We start from the raw sequence: 16,138 nt of genomic DNA, 5'->3' as shown, positions 1-16,138 counted from the left end.
GACCCGCCCCGGCCGGCCGCGCGGCCGGCCCGGCAGTCGGCCGGGAAAAACGGGGACTATACCACAGCTTGGCGGCGACAGCATGGGACGCCGGCGCCCCACCCCATCGCCGCTGCTGTCGCCGGCCGCGAAATCAGCCCCCGTCGTGCGGGATGCCGCCGGGCTCCGGCCACGGCTCCATGTCGATGCGCCGCACGCGCCGGCCGGCGACCTCCACCACGCCGCCGTGGCGACGGCTGCCGTCGGCGGAGAACTCGAACCGGTAGCGGTGCACCAGGTGCACGCGCCCGTCCCGCGACCGTGCCGGCCGGGTTCGCTCGCGCACCAGGCTCTCGTCCAGGAACTGCAGGCCCAGGTCGCGGCAGCGCCGGGCCGCTGCCCGGCGAGCCTGCTCCTGGGCGGCCATGAGCACGCTCCAGGCAAGCACCACGGCGCCGAGGCCGAGCACCGAAAGGAGAAAGACCTCGCCGGTCATCGCTCCCCGGGGCCGCCGTATTCCTGGCGCGCTCCCTGGGCGGTGACCTGGCGGATGTTCGTCGCCTGCAGGCCGCCTTCCTTCACCGACGAGTTGCCCAGGTCGAACTCGAAGATGCGGTGATGGCTGGGCAGATCCGCCGGCCGCACGCCGTCGGGCAGGTCCGCATCGCGGAAGAACGCGGACGCGTACGGGGAGTCCGGATCCCGGGTGTCGGTAATCCAGAGATTCGCCGCCACACCCTGCAGGAAGCGCATGAAGCCGAAGCCCTCGGGGCTGTGGTGGTAGCAGGTCCCGCGCACCCGCGAGCCGGGCTCGCCCCAGGGCACGCCCGCCGCACCGCCCCGGCACGGCAGCAGATCCGGCACCGTATAGCCGGACACGAAGACATCCGCCTCGCGGCGCAGGGCCGCCGAGACATTGTCGAAGGCGAGCACCTCGACCCGGCAGCCCTCGTTCTGCAGCGCCCGCACCACCTGGACGAAATCGCCGTCACCGGTGGCCAGCATCACCCGCCCCAGGTTCTTGGACTGCAGCAGGGCGTCCACCGCCATGTCCAGGTCCGCGTTTGCCTTGGCGTAGGCGTTGCCCTCGTCGTCGCGGTACCAGCGATAGTTCTTGACGATGACCTTGAAGCCGTACTCGCGTACCGAGGCGAAGAAGTTGCTGGTGCCGGTGCCGTACTGGCGGTCCCGCGCCGCGCGCTCCTCGTCGAAGATCATGTAGGCGTTCAGCCGCACCGGCTCGCCGCCGCCGCGGCAGGCAAAGCGGCGCAGCACGTCGTACTGCATGCCGAAACCGCCGTTGATCTGGATGTTGGCGGCGTCGACATACAGGCCGACGCCGAGCGGGACTGCAGTCATGTGGTCTCCATGGTTGCGGCACGCGAATCCACCATGGTGACCCGCGCCGGGCCGGCGGACAAGGCGCGCGATTCAGGTCACTCGCCGGCGCAGCTGCGCCGAGACCCATTCGCTGGCCATGACCACGGCGAAGATGGCGATGAGAATGACCGTGACGTTGGCCCAGGCGAAGCTGTTCATCTCGTTGTTCAGGGTGATGCCGATGCCGCCGGCGCCCACCAGGCCGATGATGGACGACTGCCGGATATTGATGTCCCAGCGGAAGGTCAGCACGCCGATGATGGTGGGCAGCACCTGGGGCAGCACCGCGTAGATCAGCACCTGGCCGCGGCTGGCGCCGGTGGCGGCGATGGCCTCCACCTGGCCGCCGTCGACCTCCTCGATGCCCTCGGCGACGAGCTTGCTCACGAAGCCCACGGACGACACGCCGACGGCGACCATGCCCGCCATGGCCCCGGGCCCGAACACCACCCCGAACAGCAGCGCCCAGACCAGCTCGTTCACCGAGCGCGAGGCCACCACGACCACCCGCGCCGCCCACAGCGTGGCCGCGTTGAGCGTCGTGTTCTGCGCCGCCATCAGGGCCACGGGCACGGACAGGGCCGCCCCCAGGAGCGTCCCCAGGGTGGCGATGTTGATGGTCTCCACCATGGGGCCGATGACCTGCGCGAAGAACGGCCACTCCGGCGGCAGCATGCGGCCGAGCAGGTCGCCGGCCTGCCGCGGGGCGTCGAGGACGAACGGCCAGTGGATATCCAGCGTTCCCGCCGACCACACCAGCACGGCCACCGCCGCCAGCCAGGCAGCGAAACGGGCCAGGCGCTGGCCGCGGGTGTAGCGCTGCCACGGCCGGGATCCGGGGGCGGAAGCGGCGGCGCCGGTCATGTGATCCGGGCCCGCGTGTAGCCGCTGAACCATTCCGCCACCAGCACCACGGCGATGATGGCCAGCAGGATGGCCATGGAGAAGTCGTACTCGTAGCGGGCGAAGGAGTTGTACAGCACCGCACCGATGCCGCCGGCGCCGACGATGCCGAGAATGGTGGACTCGCGCAGGTTGATGTCCAGCCGGTAGATCATCAGCCCCACGAAGCGCGGCAGCACCTGGGGCGCCACGCCGAACAGAAGCACGTGCGCGGGCCCGGCGCCGGTGGCCCGCATGGCCTCCACCTGGCCGGGATCGATGGCCTCGATCTCCTCGGCCAGCAGCTTGCCGATGAAGCCGGTGGACGCCACCACCAGGGTGAGAACGCCGGCGAACGCGCCGAAGCCGAAGGCCTTGACGAAGAAGATGGCGATCAGGACCTCCGGGAACGTGCGCGACAATCCGATATAGACGCGCGCCAGGGCGTACAGCCACCGCGGCGCCACGTTCGTGGCGGCGGCCACGGCGACGGGCACGCTCAGGACCAGGCCGATGCCGGTGGCGAAGAACGCCATCTGCAGGCTCTCCACCAGCCCGTCCACCAGCAGCCGCCAGCGGCTGAAGTCCGGCGGGAACATGGACGCCACCATGTCCACACCCCGCGGAATACCGCTGATGAAACGCTCGACGTCGAACTCCATGTCGGCGACGGCGAAGGCCACGTACGCGACCGCCAGCACCCACAGGCCGCGGCGCAGCCAGGGGTTGGCGATCCGGGGCGCCGGCCGCCAGCGGCGTGGCGCCTGCGCCGAAGCCCCGCTCACGATGCCGCCCCTCCTGCGGCCAGCATGTCCTCGCCGCCCTCCTGCCGGAACGCGTCGCGCCACTCGTCGGCGCCGTAGATCCGGGTCAGCACCGCCTCGTCCACCGCCTCCGGGGCGCCGTCGAAGACCACGCGGCCGCCGTTGAGCCCGATCACCCGCTGGGCGAAGCCCAGCGCCAGCCCCACGTCGTGGATATTGATGAGCGCCGGGATCCGGCGCTCGCCGGCGAGCTCGCAGATGAGCCCCATGATGGAGCGCGCCACCTTCGGGTCCAGGGACGAGGTAGGCTCGTCCACCAGCAGCAGCTCCGGCTCCTGCATCAGGGCCCGGGCGATGCCCACGCGCTGGCGCTGCCCGCCGGAGAGGGCATCCGCGCGGCTGTTCTCGTAGCCGTCCAGGCCCACCCGGCCCAGCAGCTCGAAGGCACGGTCGATGTCCCCGGCGGGGAAGCGCCGCAGGAAGGCCTGCAGGAAGGACACCGTGGCCAGCCGCCCGGCCAGGACGTTCTCCATCACCGTCAGGCGCTCGATGAGATTGAACTCCTGGAAGATCATGCCGATGCGCCGGCGCACGTCACGCAGCCCGGCGGTGCCGGCGGCCGTGAGATCGGTATCACCCAGGTGCACGTGCCCCCGGGTCGGTGCCACCAGCCGGTTGATGCACCGGATCAGGGTGCTCTTGCCCGCACCGGAGGGGCCGATCACCGCCACCACCTGCGCACCGGGCACCGTGAAGGAGCAGTCACGCAGTGCCTGGTGGCCGTCGGCATAGGTCTTGGTCAGCTTGTCGATGGTCAGCACGGGGCCCTCCGAACCGCCGGGACGAACGACGGCGACCGGCAGCGGCCCGTTTGCCGCCGCCGGTCGTCACGATCCCGCCGCTACTCCTGCGCTTCCAGCTGGTCGCGGGTGTACTCGACGTCGTTGGCATCCTGGATGGTGCGGATGTCCGACCAGTTCCGGCGGTAGGTGATGGGAATGAACCGGTCGGCGTCGCTGAACTCCTCGCCCACGCTGGTGCCGTCGAAGTCGAAGGTGAAGAACGCCTTGCGCACCAGCAGCGCCAGCCGCGGGTGCAGGTTGTGGGCGTGACCGAAGCCGGTGGTGGGGAACGATTCCGTCTCGAAGATCACCCGCAGGTCATCCCGATCGACCACGCCCCGGTCCGCCATGCGGTCCAGCACCGAGGAAGCCACCGGCGCCGCGACATAGTCCCGGTTGGCCACCCCGAGGATGCTGCGGTCGTGGCCGCCGGAATAGGTGACCTCGTAGTCCTCGCCGGGAACGATGCCGCGCTCGGCCAGCAGCGCTCGCGGCGCCTGGTTGCCCGAGTTGGATGCCTGCTCGGTGTGGGCGATGGTCTCGCCGGCGAGGTCATCCAGGCTCTCGATGTCGCTGTCCCGGTGGGTGATAACCTGCATGCGATAGCCGTATTCACCGCTATCGGTACCCATGATGGTGAAGGGCACGAAGCCGCCGATGTTGACGCCGAAGGGCACCGAGCCGGTGGACAGGCCGGCGACGTGCAGCCGCCCGCTGCGCAGCGCCTCGATCTGGGCGGCGTAGGACTGCGCGGAGAAGTAGCGCACGTTCTTGCCCGTCACCTCCTCCAGGTGGTCGATGAACGGCGCGAAGACATCCTCGTACACCGCCGGATCCTCGACGGGGACATAGGAGAAGAACAGGGTATCCGGGTTCTGCCACTGCGCCTGGTCCAGGGGCAGGTCGGCGACCAGGTCGCGGTCGTCGTCGCAGTAGCGCTCGGCGAGGTCGCCGCGGTGGGAGCACTCCGTCATCTGCGCCTGCGCCGTGGCTCCGCCACCAAGAGCGAGCGCGGCGACAAGCGCCACGACCTTGAACATTCCTGCCGCGGGCGCGGGCCGTGTCGTGTTCTGATGCAACATACTCGACCTCTCCTTGAAATGGGCCCGCCGGAGAACCGGCGCGGCCCGTTGACTTGCCCGCATCCTGGCCGCAACGGATGAACTCACGATGACAGCGTCTTGACGTCGCGATGACAGACCCGCCGGCATTCCGGCCCGGGGCGGGCCCGCAACGATGACAACAAGGGCCGTGGTCGAGAGAACGGCGACGACGCTGAGGGCCATGTCGATGCCGGCCATCGCGGGCCCAGCATCCTGTTGGGCGGAGCACGCAAGGCAAGCGGTTTCTGTAGGTCATTCGTATGTAACGCGGTCTGTGCATGCTGCGCCCCGCCATACGAAAGAGGGGGGATTATGCGATACGGCAATCTTGCGGTAATAGGCGCGCTGGGCCTGGTTGGCCTGCTGGTCGTGTTGCCGACCGCGCACTCGGAGCCCAACCACGCGGGCATGCACTACGATAGCCGGTTCCAACGCATCGCGACGCTGCCGAACTATCTCGGCAACCCGGACCCGTCGACCGAAACAGCGGCGGAGATCGTCGACGCCACGCCGGATGGGCGGACGCTGGTCTACACCGACAGCGAGCAGGGTGCAGTGGTCACGGTGTCCTTGCAGGACCCGGCGTCGCCGGAACGCCAGGGCTCCATTGCCGTGGAAGGCGAACCGACGTCCGTCGCCGTGCGTGGCCAGAACCAGGTTCTGGTCAGCGTCAATACCAGCGAGTCGTTCAGCGAGCCATCCGGCCACCTGGCAATCGTCGATATCGGCGATCCGGCTGAACCCTCGGTGGTGCGCCGCATCGATCTGGGTGGTCAGCCTGATGCCGTTGCTGTCGGTCCGCAGGGGCGGTACACGGCGGTGGCGATCGAGAACGAGCGCAATGAGGAGCTCTGTGTGGGTGGTTCCCTCCACGGAGCCGATGTCCCGGAGGACGATAGCGAGGCGGCGTCGGAATGCCGCCAAGCCGGGGGTCTGCCGGGGGGGTTGCCGCAGACCGACTTCGACAATCCGCCGGGGTATTTGATGATCCTCGACCATCAGCGTGATCGGACGCAGCAGGTGGCGTTGACGGGCCTGGCCGGGTACGCCCCGGGTGATCCCGAGCCGGAATTTGTCACGATCAACGCGGACGGGGAAGCGGCCGTCTCGATGCAGGAGAACAATCACATCGCCGTTGTGGATGTGGCGAGCGGCGAGGTGGTACAGGACTTCCCGGCAGGGCGCGCGACGCTGACGGCGGTGGATACCACGAACGACAGCCGCATCCGCCTGAACGAGCGACTCGAGGGTGTGCCGCGCGAGCCCGATGCCATCAGCTGGATCCAGCGCGGCGACGGTGAACCGCTCCTTGCGACGGCCAACGAAGGCGACCTCCGGGGTGGTTCGCGGGGCTTCAGCCTGTTCGGTGCCGACGGTGGGCTGGTCTTCGATAGCGGCAATGCGTTCGAGCACCGGGCCGTGCGGTACGGGCATTATCCGGAGCACCGGTCCGAGGCCAAGGGGACCGAGCCCGAGAGCGTTGCCTACAGCCGCTTCGGGGACGATGAATACCTGTTCGTCGCCAGCGAGCGGGGCGGCTTCGTCGCCGTCTACGAGATGTGGGGAACCCAGCCGCGGTTCGTCCAGCTGCTGCCTGCACCCCTGGAACCCGAGGATGTGCTGGCTCTGCCGGACCGCGACCTGCTCGTTGTTGTCGGCGAAGCGGACAATCCGCCCCACGGTGTGCGATCGACCACCATGGTCTACCGGCTTGGTGAGGGGGCGCCGGCATACCCGCACCTGATCTCCGCCGACGATGCCCACGGACGACCGCTGTCCTGGTCAGCGCTGTCCGCGCTGGCCGCGGTACCGGAACAGGGCGAGCGTGTTCTCGCGGTGGAGGATTCCTACTACCGTCCCGCCCATCTCCTGGCCATCGACGCGGGTGAACAGCCCGCGGTGATTACCGAGCGCATCCGGCTCACCGGCGGTCGTGAGCGGTACGATCTTGAGGGCGTTGCCGTGGCGCCGGACGGTGATCGCTGGCTGGCCAGCGAAGGGGCGGCCCCGGGCGGCATCCCCAACGAGTTGCTTCGGGTCGAGACCAGCGGCGAAATCACCGCGACAGCGAAGCTACCGCCCTCCATCCGCCAGTGCCGCGCCGAAAGCGAGCACCGGAGCACGCTGGACAACGGCTTTGAAGGTGTGGCCGTAGAACCCACGGGCTCCGGCTACCGATTGCTGGTAGCCCAGCAGCTGCCCTGGACCTACACCACCGAGCGCTGTAGCGGCCGCGACGATGACACCGGCGAGACCCGTGTCTGGCGCTACAACCCCGATAACCAGCGATGGCAGAGCATTACCTACGAGCTCGAAGCCACGCCGGAGCAGGCCAGCTGGGTCGGTCTTTCGGAGATCAAGCGGGCCCCGGACGGCGCCTGGCTGTTCATCGAGCGTGACAACCGCAGCGGCGCATACGCGGCAGTGAAACACCTGGTGCGCGTCCCGGACGCCGCCCTCGCGGACGGGCGGATCACCCGAGCGGAGAAGAGCCGGGTTGATCTGATTCCGTACCTGAAGGACGCCCAGGGCTGGATTTCGGACAAGCCGGAAGGGCTGGCGGTCCGGGAAGACGGCCACCTTCGCCTGGTCACGGACAACGATGGCGTCAACGGCTGGGCCGGAGAGACCGCTTTCCTGGATCTCGGGGCCTACCAGGACCTTTTCCCTGGTCGTGACTAACGGGGGTCCGGCCCCGGAGTGATTCCGAAGCACCCGCGTCCCGTCTTGACGGGGCGCGGGTTTTTGATGGACCCGACGCGCCCTGCGGGAGCCCTCCGATCCTCACCGGTCAGTGGGTTCGACCCCAGCATCTTCAACCTGACCCGGAACCGGTACAAGGCGCGCCCGGCGACCGTGCGCGTGGCTCCCGGCCCGGGCACCGGACAATGCCCACCGGTCGGTGTCCATATAAATCCGGGGGCGGAGGACTTGATGGGATTACCGGACCGCTTACCGCGGAACGAGCAGCTGCCCGCGGGCGCAAGGAACACCTTCCGGGGACGTTCCCGGCTGCCTCAGATCACCCGCTTACGGATCGCCGAGGAGATCTGCTCGAAGCCGAGCACGCAGATCAGGATGGCGATGATGATGGTCAGCGCCTCGTCGTAGTTGTACAGCCGCATCGCCGCCGCCAGCTCCACGCCGATGCCCCCGGCACCGACCAGGCCCAGGGTCACGGCCGAGCGCAACGCCTTCTCGAAGCTGAACAGGCTGGTGGCGGTCATCGACGCCAGGGTCTCCGGCATGATGGCCCCGCCGATCACGGAAAGGCGGCCGGCGCCCGTGGACGCCAGCGCCTCGGACGGGCCGGGATGGACCTCCTCGATGCGCTCGGAGAAAAAGCGCGCGGCGAAGCCGATGGTATCCATGACGATGGCGAGCACACCGGCGAGCGGCCCGAGGCCCACCGCGACGACGAAGATCAGCGCCCACACCAGGTCGGGGATCGTGCGCATCGACGCGATCAGGAAGCGCGTGATCACCCGAACCAAAACGTGCGGCGTCGTGTTGCGCGCCGCCAGCAGGGCGAAGGGCACACTGAGAACCACGCCGGCGACGACGCCGACGATGGCGATATACAGCGTCTCGAGCATCGCCCAGCCGACCGTGTCCAGATCCTTCTGGGCCGGCGGAATGGCCCGCCCGACGAAGTCGACCAGGTTGACGGCCCCCTGGGCCAGCCGCCCCGGGGTGACCTCGACCACGAGCACGCCCTGGATGAATAGTGCCAGGAATACCAGGCCCACGGCCCAGGAGAACATCGACGGGCGCTTGAATCGCGGCGGGGGCGTCGGCGCGCTGTTCGACGCAGAGGATGATTGCACGGGTTGCACTCCTTACGTAATCAAGCGGATTCCGCCGCGGCGGCAACGCCGGCGTGCGACGGGGCATGATCAACCCGGACAACCCCTTCGTAGAGGCCGCTCATCGAGGCACGGCCGATGGACTGGCGGGCGCCGTCGAGCTCGATCCGCCCCGCCTTCATGCCGACCACGCGGTCGCCGTATTCGCTGGCGAGCTCCAACTGGTGCAGCGAGCACAGCACCGTCATGCCGCGCTCGCGCACGACCTCGATGAGCAGCTCCATCACCGCGCGCCCGGCGCGCGGGTCGAGGCTGGCGACGGGCTCGTCGGCAATCAGGACCTCGGGGTTCTGCAGCAGCGTCCGCGCGATCGCCACCCGTTGCTGCTGACCACCGGAGAGATGGCGGCAATCACTGGCGGCGTAATCGGCCATGCCGACGCGGTCGAGGCAGGCCATCGCACGCTCCCGCAGCTCGTTCGGCGCGAATGCCGGCAACGTGCGCAGCAGACCGCCGCGCTGCCGGCCCAGCGCACCGTAGAGCACGTTCTGCAGGGCGCTGACATTCGGCACCAGGTTGAAGTGCTGGAAGACGACGCCGATCTGCCGGCGCAAGCGGCGCAGGCGCCGGACTCCGGCACCGGTGAGCAGCTCGCCGTTGATGCGGACGGCACCGGCGTCGGGCCGTGCCAGCCCGTTGAGACAGCGGATCAGGGTCGACTTGCCGCTGCCGTTGGCACCGAGCAGGATCACGCATTCACCGCGCGGGATTGTCAGCTCAATGCCGCGGAGCACGTGCAGCTCGCCGAACGACTTGTGCACGTCGTTGACTTCGATCGCGTTCATGACCGACTTCCCGGGGCAGGAGCCCGGTACGCCCATGGACCGGGTCGGAAAATGAAAAGACGGGAGCACGTCCCTGTGCCCCGCTCGTTCGAGGGTTGCGGCCTTACAGGTCGATGCCGGCTGCCTCGTAGGCCTCCTTGATCACCTGGTAGTCCTCGGCGGTCAGGCTGAAGCCGAGCTCGGCACCGCGGTTGAGGAATTTCTCCTCATTGCGCTCGGTGCTGATCAGGGCTTCCCAGAGGTCATCCCTGTTCTCCCTGAGGGTCTCTCGAAGCCGGGTCTTGCATTCGCTCGCGATGTTGGCCCGGATGATCACGGGATCGCCCGGCAGCGGATCCGACTCGGCGAGCACGCGATAGTCGCCCTCGGGGTCGAGCTCCTCGCGAACGTAGTCGGCATCGTCGTTACCGCCGGCCATGACGTCCACGTCGCCGTTGGCCAGGGCGTGCGTGAACGCGTCGCCGGCCATGGTGATGTCGAGCTCGTCGATGTCGTGCCCGGCCTCGACAAGCATCTGGCTCGGGATAATGTGGCCGCTGGTCGAGCCGGTATCCTTCATGGCGATGCTCGTATCCTCATCGATGCCCTCGAGGGACTCGATACCGCTGTCGGCCTTGGCCAGGAAGGTCGAGCCGTAGTACGGGCGCTTGATGTCGAACAGGATCTCGACACCCTCCTCGACTTCCTGCTGGAACAGGACGAACTCCGAGGGCCCGGCGAAGACCAGCTCGACCTCGTCGTAGCGCAGCGCGTTGCCGGCAGCCGTGCGGTTGCTCAGGCTGTAGAGCTCCAGCTCCAGGCCCGTATGCTCCTGGAACGCTTCCTGGAACGGGCCGAATGCCTCGTCCAGCTGCCCCATGCCCTCGATGCCGGTGTCCGCCATGCGCATGGGGTTGGGGCAGGCTTCCGCAAGGTCGGTGCTGGCGGCAACCGTCCCGGAGCCGCCCAGAAGAACGCTCCCGGTGAGCAGTGCCGTCGTGGCAATAGCGTGACGCAACATACTGATTGACTCCTCGTCGGATGAAATGGAGAAACGGGACGCGCCATCCCTGGCCCGGTTGTCCCTGAAGCTGATACCGGAGGAATCAGAATTCGTAGATGGCGCCGACACCCATCACGTCACCGGCATCGTTCTGCTGGTCGAAGTAGCCGGCCTCGGCCCAGAGGTCGAGATTGTCCGCGACGCCGTGAGAGACACCGACGGTGAACTCGGTGCGGTCGGCGACCACGTCGTCGTTGTCGTGCATGACCTCCTGGACCGCGGCATAGACGTCGCCCGGGCCGTAGGTGACCGTTCCGCGCAGGGCCGCATAGGTAATGTCGTCGCCGGCCGGATCGTTGTCCTCGAGATCCTGGATGGCGTATTTGGCCGCCAGCTCCACGGGGCCGATGCCGTAGATGCCGCTGACGCCGTAGGTGCCGTTGTCGGCATAGTCCTGGCCGGTGACGTTGCCGTTGGCGTCGTACTGGTCCACCACCTCGGAGCCGCGGTCGTCATAGCCGGCGTACACGCCCCAGTTGTCGGCGGAGTAGCCGCCGGCCAGCGAGAAGCCGACCTCGGCGCTGTCCTGGCCCGCGATGGCATTGTCGTCGCCGTCACCCATGTAGCGCGCCTGGGCGCGGAAGGAAAAGCCATTGAAGCTCGGGCTGTAGTACGCGACCTGGTTGTCCTCGGACATGACGGACTCGTCGGTGATCTCCGCGAGCTCGGCGACCTCCGTGGCGTCGATGATCAGGTCCTCGTAGACGCTGTCGAAGTTGCCCAGCTGCACGCGGCCGAAGTTCCCCCGGGCACCGATGTAGCCGGCGTCGAACACGAAGTCGTTATCACTGTTGTCGGTGAGGAACTCGAACTCCGCCACACCGAACAGGGTCACGCCGTTGTCGAGGCGCTGATCGACGCTGAAACCGATAATGGAGCCGTTGTCGGTGAATTCACTGCGCGACTCGCCGGCGCCGTCTTTCTCGGACACCAGCATGGGCGCGAACTCCCCGTAGACACCCACGGTGGTATTGTCACTGACCTCGAAGTCCGCGGCCTGCGCCGACGACGCCATACCTGCCGCGATCACCAGTGCCGTCGTGGAAAGCTTTTTCATGGATTGTTCCCCTTGGGCTTGCGTTTGTGTTGGCCATGGCCCGGGGCCCGGCGACCGTGCCGGAACCTCCCTGGCCGAACCGGGGAACAGATTGGGGAAAAGGGATTACGCGCACGTGTCCGTGCAATGACAGTTCAATGACAAGGGACGCGGCCGCGGGGACGGGTCGTACCGCCGCGGTCCCGGCGGGCGCGGCGGCGATCAGGCGCCGCCGAACAGGGCTTGCATGCGCTCGGCGTCGGGGTTGTGGATGACGCCGGCCTCGGTGACCAGCGCGTCCACCAGCTGCGCCGGGGTGATGTCGAACACGGGATTCCAGGCACTGGCGCCGGGGGCGGCTACCGGATGGCCATGGACGGCGAGAAGCTCGTCGGCCGCCCGCGTCTCGATGGTAATGGCATCGCCGTGCGGCAGCGCCATGTCCACCGTGGAGCGCGGCGCCACGACCATGAAACCGACGCCGTGGTGGCGGGCGGCCACGGCCAGGGCGTAGGTGCCGATCTTGTTGGCCACGTCGCCGTTGGCCGTAACCCGGTCGGCACCGACCACCACCCACCGCACCGCGCCGCTGCGCATCAGCGCCGGCGCCGCGGCGTCCGCCAGCAGCGTCACCGGGATGCCGTCCTGCTGCAGCTCCCAGGCCGTCAGCCGTGCCCCCTGGAGCCAGGGACGCGTCTCGTCGGCGTACACCGCGGTCACCCGCCCGGCGCTCCAGGCGGAGCGGATGACGCCCAGGGCCGTGCCGTAGCCGGCAGTGGCCAGCGAGCCGGTATTGCAGTGCGTGAGCACGCCGCCGGGCTCGGTGATCAGCGTCGCGCCCAGCTCGCCCATGCGGCGGTTGGCGGCCAGATCCTCCGCGGCGATGGCGTGGGCCTCCGCCAGAAGCGCCGCGGGCGGATCCGCAGGCGCCCCGTCCAGGCACCGGCGCTGGCGCTGGACTGCCCAGTGCAGGTTCACCGCCGTGGGCCGTGCCGCTTCCAGGCGCTCCAGGGCTGCATCCAGCGACCGCCTCCAGGCCTCCGGCGCGCCGGCCTGCGCCTCGCGCGCCGCAAGCACGGCCCCGTAGGCCGCGGCGATGCCGATAGCGGGCGCGCCCCGGACCACCATGGCCCGGATCGCCTCCGCCACGGCCTCGCTGCTGTCGCAGTGCATCCAGCTCACCTCGCCGGGCAGCCGGCGCTGATCCAGCAGAGCCACCTGGTCGTGCTGCCAGAGCACGGGGCGAATGGTGTCGAAATCCGTCATCGGCATTGCGCTTCCGGGCCATGCTGAATGGGTGCCGCCGGGGGTTCCCGGACCCCGCTGGACGCGGCTCCTCGCCCGAAGCCGACAGCGCCGGGCGTATATCGTTCCCGCGGGACGGGACCGCACCCCATTGTCGCATACGCGCCACCGGGTGATGATGCGCACTCGGTGCGCAAGCGATGCAACGGAGAACCCCATGGAAGCCGTCGACACCCTGATCAATGCCCGCTGGGTCATCCCGGTGGAACCCGCCGGCACCGTGCTGGACCACCACAGCGTCGCCGTGCGGGACGGGCGCATCGTCGCCGTCGTGCCCACCGACGAGGCCCGGCGGCACTACCGCGCCGAGCATACCCAGGATCTGGCGGAACACGCCCTCATCCCGGGGCTGATCAACGCCCACACCCACGCCGCCATGAACCTCATGCGGGGCATCGCCGACGATCTGCCGCTGATGGCCTGGCTCAACGAGCACATCTTCCCGGCCGAGGCCGCCCACATGAGCCCGGAGTTCTGCCAGGACGGCGTCGAGGCGGCGGTCGCGGAGATGATCGCCGGCGGCATCACCTGCTTCAACGACATGTACTTCTTCCCCGAGGTCACGGCGCGGGTGGCCTCGCGGGCCGGGATGCGGCTGACGGCCGGGATGATTCTCATCGACTTCCCGACCCCCTACGGCGAGGGGCCGGACGACTACATCGAGAAGGGGCTGGCCCTGCACGACGCCTGGCGCGGCGATCCGCTGGTCACCACCGCCTTCGCGCCCCATGCGCCGTACACCGTGGGCGAGGAGCGGCTGCGGCGCATCGCAACCCTGGCGAACGAGCTGGAATGCCCGGTGCACATCCACGTCCACGAGACCGCCGACGAGGTCCGCCAGAGCGTCGAGCACACCGGCGAGCGCCCGCTGGCGCGCCTGGAGGCCAACGGCCTGCTCAGCCCGGGCCTGATCGCCGCCCACCTGACGCAGCTGACCGACGACGAGATCGAGCGCCTGGCGGCCTCCGGCGCCCACGCCCTCCACTGCCCCGAGGCCAACCTGAAGCTGGCCAGCGGCTGCTGCCCGGTGCAGCGCCTTGCCGACGCCGGGATCAATGTCGCCCTGGGCACCGACGGCGTCGCCAGCAACAACGACCTGGACCTGTTCGGTGAAATGCGTTCCGCGGCGCTGCTGGGCAAGGTGGTCGCCGGCGACGCGGCCGCGCTGCCCGCCGCGGACGTGCTGGCCATGGCAACCATCAACGGCGCCCGCGCCCTGGGGCGCGACGCCGAGATCGGCTCCCTGGTACCCGGCAAGGCCGCGGACATCACCGCCGTGGACCTGGGCGTCATCGAGTCCCGGCCGGTCTACCACCCGATCTCGCAGCTGGTCTACAGCACCGGCCGGCACCAGGTCACCAACGTCTGGATCGCCGGACGCCAGCTCCTCCACGACCGCGAGCTCGTGACGCTGGACCGTGACCGCATTCTCAATCGCCTGGACGCCTGGCGCGCTAAACTGCAGCCCAATGCGTGATACAATAACCGGCACGAAACCGGGATAGCGGTGCCGCACGAACGCACCAATGGCATTCCGGAAGCCGCAACGGGCCCTATGGACGCGAGCACGAACGCCAACGAGCAGGAGATCCGGAAGTTCTCGGATGCCGCCAGCCGTTGGTGGGATCCGGACGGCGAGTTCCAGCCCCTCCACGCCATCAACCCGCTCCGGCTGGGCTACATCCAGCGCCATGCGCATCTGGACGGCCGCGACGTGCTGGACGTGGGTTGCGGCGGCGGCATCCTCACCGAGGCGCTGGCCGGCTGCGGCGCGCGCGTCACCGGCATCGACCTGAGCGCCGAGTCCCTGGAAGTGGCCCGCCTCCACGCGCTGGAGACGGGCGCGGAGATCACCTACCGCGATATTGCCGTGGAGGACCTGGCGCGGGAAGTACCGGGCTCCTTCGACGTGGTGACCTGCATGGAGCTGCTGGAGCACGTGCCGGACCCGGAATCCGTGGTTGCCGCCTGTACCCGGCTCGTGCGCCCCGGGGGCCACCTGTTCTTCTCCACCCTGAACCGCACGCGCAAGTCGTGGCTGTTCGCCATCGTCGGCGCCGAGTACGTGCTCGGCCTGCTGCCGCGCGGCACCCACGACCACGCCCGGTTCATCCGGCCGTCCGAGCTGGCCGCATGGTGCCGTCACGCGGGCGCCGTGATGGACGATCTCACCGGCTTGACCTATAACCCGGTCAGCCGCGAATACCGGCTGACCCGGGACACCGGTGTGAACTACCTGGCCCACTGCACCAGAACGGGGGATGCGTAGCACCGTGAGACTCGACCGTGCCATCGATGCACCGCTTGCCGAACCGACCTCCCGGGCGCCGGATCGCGCGAGTGGCCGGGAGCAGCCGGAACCTTCCGCAGCGCGCGGTCCGACCCGCCACTTGCGGCCGCCCCATGTGGACACGGTGCTCTTCGACCTGGACGGCACCCTGCTGGACACGGCCCCCGACCTGATCGGCGCGGCCAACGACCTGCTCGCGGAGCAGGGACTGCCTGCCCTCGCACCCGGCCTGTATGCCCCGGTGGTCTCCCACGGCAGCGCGGCCATGATCGCCCGCAGCTTCGACCTGGCCGCCGATGATCCGCGCATGCAGCCCCTGCGCCAGCGCTTCCTGGCGCTCTACCGGGACCGGGTCAGCCGCCTGACCCGGCCGTTCGACGGCGTACCGGAACTGCTCGACCGCATCGATGACGCCGGCCTGCGCTGGGGCGTCGTCACCAACAAGCCGGCCTGGCTCACGGAACCCCTGCTGACGGATCTCGATCTCACCCGGCGGGCCGGCTGCATCGTCAGCGGCGACACCGTCCCGTGCCGCAAGCCAGATCCGCGCCCGATCCTCCATGCCTGCGGGCTCATGGATGTGGACCCCGGGCGGACCGTGGTGGTGGGGGACGCCCACCGCGACGTCCACGCCGGCCGCCTGGCCGGAACCATGACCATCGTGGCCCTGTTCGGCTATCTCTGCGCCGAGGACACGCCCACCTTCTGGGGCGCCGACGGCCTCATCGGTCACCCCGGCGAGCTGCTCCGCTGGCTCGTCCCGGCGTTCACGCCGCCGGAGCGCCCCTCCCACCGGTAGCGGGCCGCGGTGAACCGCCACGCCCGCCCGCGCCGGCTCGGAATCGGCCCGCCGAAGACGTTACA

The 16,138-nt window shown here is 69.1% G+C and carries 15 protein-coding genes; 4 read left to right on the top strand and 11 right to left on the bottom strand.

Annotated features, from left to right (window positions below; genetic code table 11):
• Window positions 1-133: 133 nt before the first annotated feature.
• From QWY84_RS08680 to phnD, 6 genes are all read right to left on the bottom strand, one after another.
• Window positions 134-475 (bottom strand): DUF3301 domain-containing protein, encoded by a 342-nt coding sequence (locus QWY84_RS08680; protein WP_290202186.1) that lies wholly within the window; start codon window positions 473-475, stop codon window positions 134-136.
• On the bottom strand, window positions 472-1,338 hold the full coding sequence (locus tag QWY84_RS08675) for a LabA-like NYN domain-containing protein (protein ID WP_290202185.1): 867 nt from the start codon (window positions 1,336-1,338) through the stop codon (window positions 472-474). The genes QWY84_RS08680 and QWY84_RS08675 overlap by 4 nt, the downstream gene beginning before the upstream one ends.
• 72 nt (window positions 1,339-1,410) lie before the next feature.
• A complete protein-coding gene (gene phnE / locus QWY84_RS08670; protein ID WP_290202184.1) occupies window positions 1,411-2,256 on the bottom strand; it encodes a phosphonate ABC transporter, permease protein PhnE in 846 nt (281 codons plus the stop codon).
• Window positions 2,220-3,026, bottom strand: a complete 807-nt coding sequence (gene phnE, locus QWY84_RS08665) for a phosphonate ABC transporter, permease protein PhnE (RefSeq protein WP_290202183.1) — start codon at window positions 3,024-3,026, stop codon at window positions 2,220-2,222. The genes phnE (QWY84_RS08670) and phnE (QWY84_RS08665) overlap by 37 nt, the downstream gene beginning before the upstream one ends.
• A complete protein-coding gene (gene phnC / locus QWY84_RS08660; protein WP_290202182.1) occupies window positions 3,023-3,826 on the bottom strand; it encodes a phosphonate ABC transporter ATP-binding protein in 804 nt (267 codons plus the stop codon). The genes phnE (QWY84_RS08665) and phnC overlap by 4 nt, the downstream gene beginning before the upstream one ends.
• Before the next feature lie 80 nt (window positions 3,827-3,906).
• Window positions 3,907-4,929, bottom strand: coding sequence for a phosphate/phosphite/phosphonate ABC transporter substrate-binding protein (gene phnD, locus QWY84_RS08655; RefSeq protein ID WP_290202181.1), 1,023 nt, complete (start codon window positions 4,927-4,929; stop codon window positions 3,907-3,909).
• Window positions 4,930-5,262: 333 nt separating this feature from the next.
• Here phnD and QWY84_RS08650 point away from each other — a divergent pair, with 333 nt between their 5' ends.
• Window positions 5,263-7,632, top strand: coding sequence for an esterase-like activity of phytase family protein (locus tag QWY84_RS08650; protein ID WP_290202180.1), 2,370 nt, complete (start codon window positions 5,263-5,265; stop codon window positions 7,630-7,632).
• Window positions 7,633-7,967: 335 nt separating this feature from the next.
• Here QWY84_RS08650 and phnE (QWY84_RS08645) read toward each other — a convergent pair whose 3' ends face one another.
• The 5 genes from phnE (QWY84_RS08645) to mtnA all read right to left on the bottom strand — a co-directional run bounded on the left by phnE (QWY84_RS08645) (window position 7,968) and on the right by mtnA (window position 12,951).
• On the bottom strand, window positions 7,968-8,777 hold the full coding sequence (gene phnE, locus QWY84_RS08645) for a phosphonate ABC transporter, permease protein PhnE (protein WP_290202179.1): 810 nt from the start codon (window positions 8,775-8,777) through the stop codon (window positions 7,968-7,970).
• Between the two features lie 20 nt (window positions 8,778-8,797).
• Window positions 8,798-9,601, bottom strand: coding sequence for a phosphonate ABC transporter ATP-binding protein (locus QWY84_RS08640; protein ID WP_290202178.1), 804 nt, complete (start codon window positions 9,599-9,601; stop codon window positions 8,798-8,800).
• Between the two features lie 103 nt (window positions 9,602-9,704).
• The gene (locus QWY84_RS08635) at window positions 9,705-10,601 is read right to left on the bottom strand and encodes a PhnD/SsuA/transferrin family substrate-binding protein (protein WP_290202177.1); all 897 of its coding nucleotides are present in this window, start codon (window positions 10,599-10,601) and stop codon (window positions 9,705-9,707) included.
• 85 nt (window positions 10,602-10,686) lie between these two features.
• Entirely contained in the window at window positions 10,687-11,700 is a 1,014-nt protein-coding gene (locus tag QWY84_RS08630) for a porin (protein ID WP_290202176.1), read from the bottom strand.
• 201 nt (window positions 11,701-11,901) lie between these two features.
• Window positions 11,902-12,951, bottom strand: coding sequence for an S-methyl-5-thioribose-1-phosphate isomerase (gene mtnA / locus QWY84_RS08625; RefSeq protein ID WP_290202175.1), 1,050 nt, complete (start codon window positions 12,949-12,951; stop codon window positions 11,902-11,904).
• A 190-nt stretch (window positions 12,952-13,141) separates the two neighbouring features.
• Here mtnA and QWY84_RS08620 point away from each other — a divergent pair, with 190 nt between their 5' ends.
• From QWY84_RS08620 to QWY84_RS08610, 3 genes are all read left to right on the top strand, one after another.
• The gene (locus tag QWY84_RS08620) at window positions 13,142-14,461 is read left to right on the top strand and encodes a TRZ/ATZ family hydrolase (RefSeq protein ID WP_290202174.1); all 1,320 of its coding nucleotides are present in this window, start codon (window positions 13,142-13,144) and stop codon (window positions 14,459-14,461) included.
• 78 nt (window positions 14,462-14,539) lie between these two features.
• Window positions 14,540-15,253 carry a bifunctional 2-polyprenyl-6-hydroxyphenol methylase/3-demethylubiquinol 3-O-methyltransferase UbiG gene (gene ubiG, locus QWY84_RS08615; protein WP_290202173.1) on the top strand — a complete coding sequence of 238 codons (714 nt, stop codon included), beginning with the start codon at window positions 14,540-14,542 and terminating at the stop codon, window positions 15,251-15,253.
• Between the two features lie 4 nt (window positions 15,254-15,257).
• Window positions 15,258-16,073 carry an HAD-IA family hydrolase gene (locus QWY84_RS08610; protein WP_290202172.1) on the top strand — a complete coding sequence of 272 codons (816 nt, stop codon included), beginning with the start codon at window positions 15,258-15,260 and terminating at the stop codon, window positions 16,071-16,073.
• Window positions 16,074-16,138: the final 65 nt, after the last annotated feature.

The sequence above is a fragment of the Aquisalimonas lutea genome (assembly GCF_030409225.1).
Taxonomy (GTDB): Bacteria; Pseudomonadota; Gammaproteobacteria; order Nitrococcales; family Aquisalimonadaceae; genus Aquisalimonas; species Aquisalimonas lutea.
Note: the sequence above shows the minus strand (reverse complement) of the source record. Positions and strands in the feature narration are given on the sequence as shown.

Coding starts and splice junctions, on each gene's coding strand:
- QWY84_RS08640 (WP_290202178.1), bottom strand. CDS start 9,601: ATGAACGCGATCGAAGTCAACGACGTGCACAAGTCGTTCGGCGAGCTG.
- QWY84_RS08650 (WP_290202180.1), top strand. CDS start 5,263: ATGCGATACGGCAATCTTGCGGTAATAGGCGCGCTGGGCCTGGTTGGC.
- phnE (WP_290202184.1), bottom strand. CDS start 2,256: ATGGTTCAGCGGCTACACGCGGGCCCGGATCACATGACCGGCGCCGCC.
- QWY84_RS08680 (WP_290202186.1), bottom strand. CDS start 475: ATGACCGGCGAGGTCTTTCTCCTTTCGGTGCTCGGCCTCGGCGCCGTG.
- phnD (WP_290202181.1), bottom strand. CDS start 4,929: ATGTTGCATCAGAACACGACACGGCCCGCGCCCGCGGCAGGAATGTTC.
- QWY84_RS08630 (WP_290202176.1), bottom strand. CDS start 11,700: ATGAAAAAGCTTTCCACGACGGCACTGGTGATCGCGGCAGGTATGGCG.
- QWY84_RS08675 (WP_290202185.1), bottom strand. CDS start 1,338: ATGACTGCAGTCCCGCTCGGCGTCGGCCTGTATGTCGACGCCGCCAAC.
- ubiG (WP_290202173.1), top strand. CDS start 14,540: ATGGACGCGAGCACGAACGCCAACGAGCAGGAGATCCGGAAGTTCTCG.
- mtnA (WP_290202175.1), bottom strand. CDS start 12,951: ATGCCGATGACGGATTTCGACACCATTCGCCCCGTGCTCTGGCAGCAC.
- QWY84_RS08620 (WP_290202174.1), top strand. CDS start 13,142: ATGGAAGCCGTCGACACCCTGATCAATGCCCGCTGGGTCATCCCGGTG.
- QWY84_RS08635 (WP_290202177.1), bottom strand. CDS start 10,601: ATGTTGCGTCACGCTATTGCCACGACGGCACTGCTCACCGGGAGCGTT.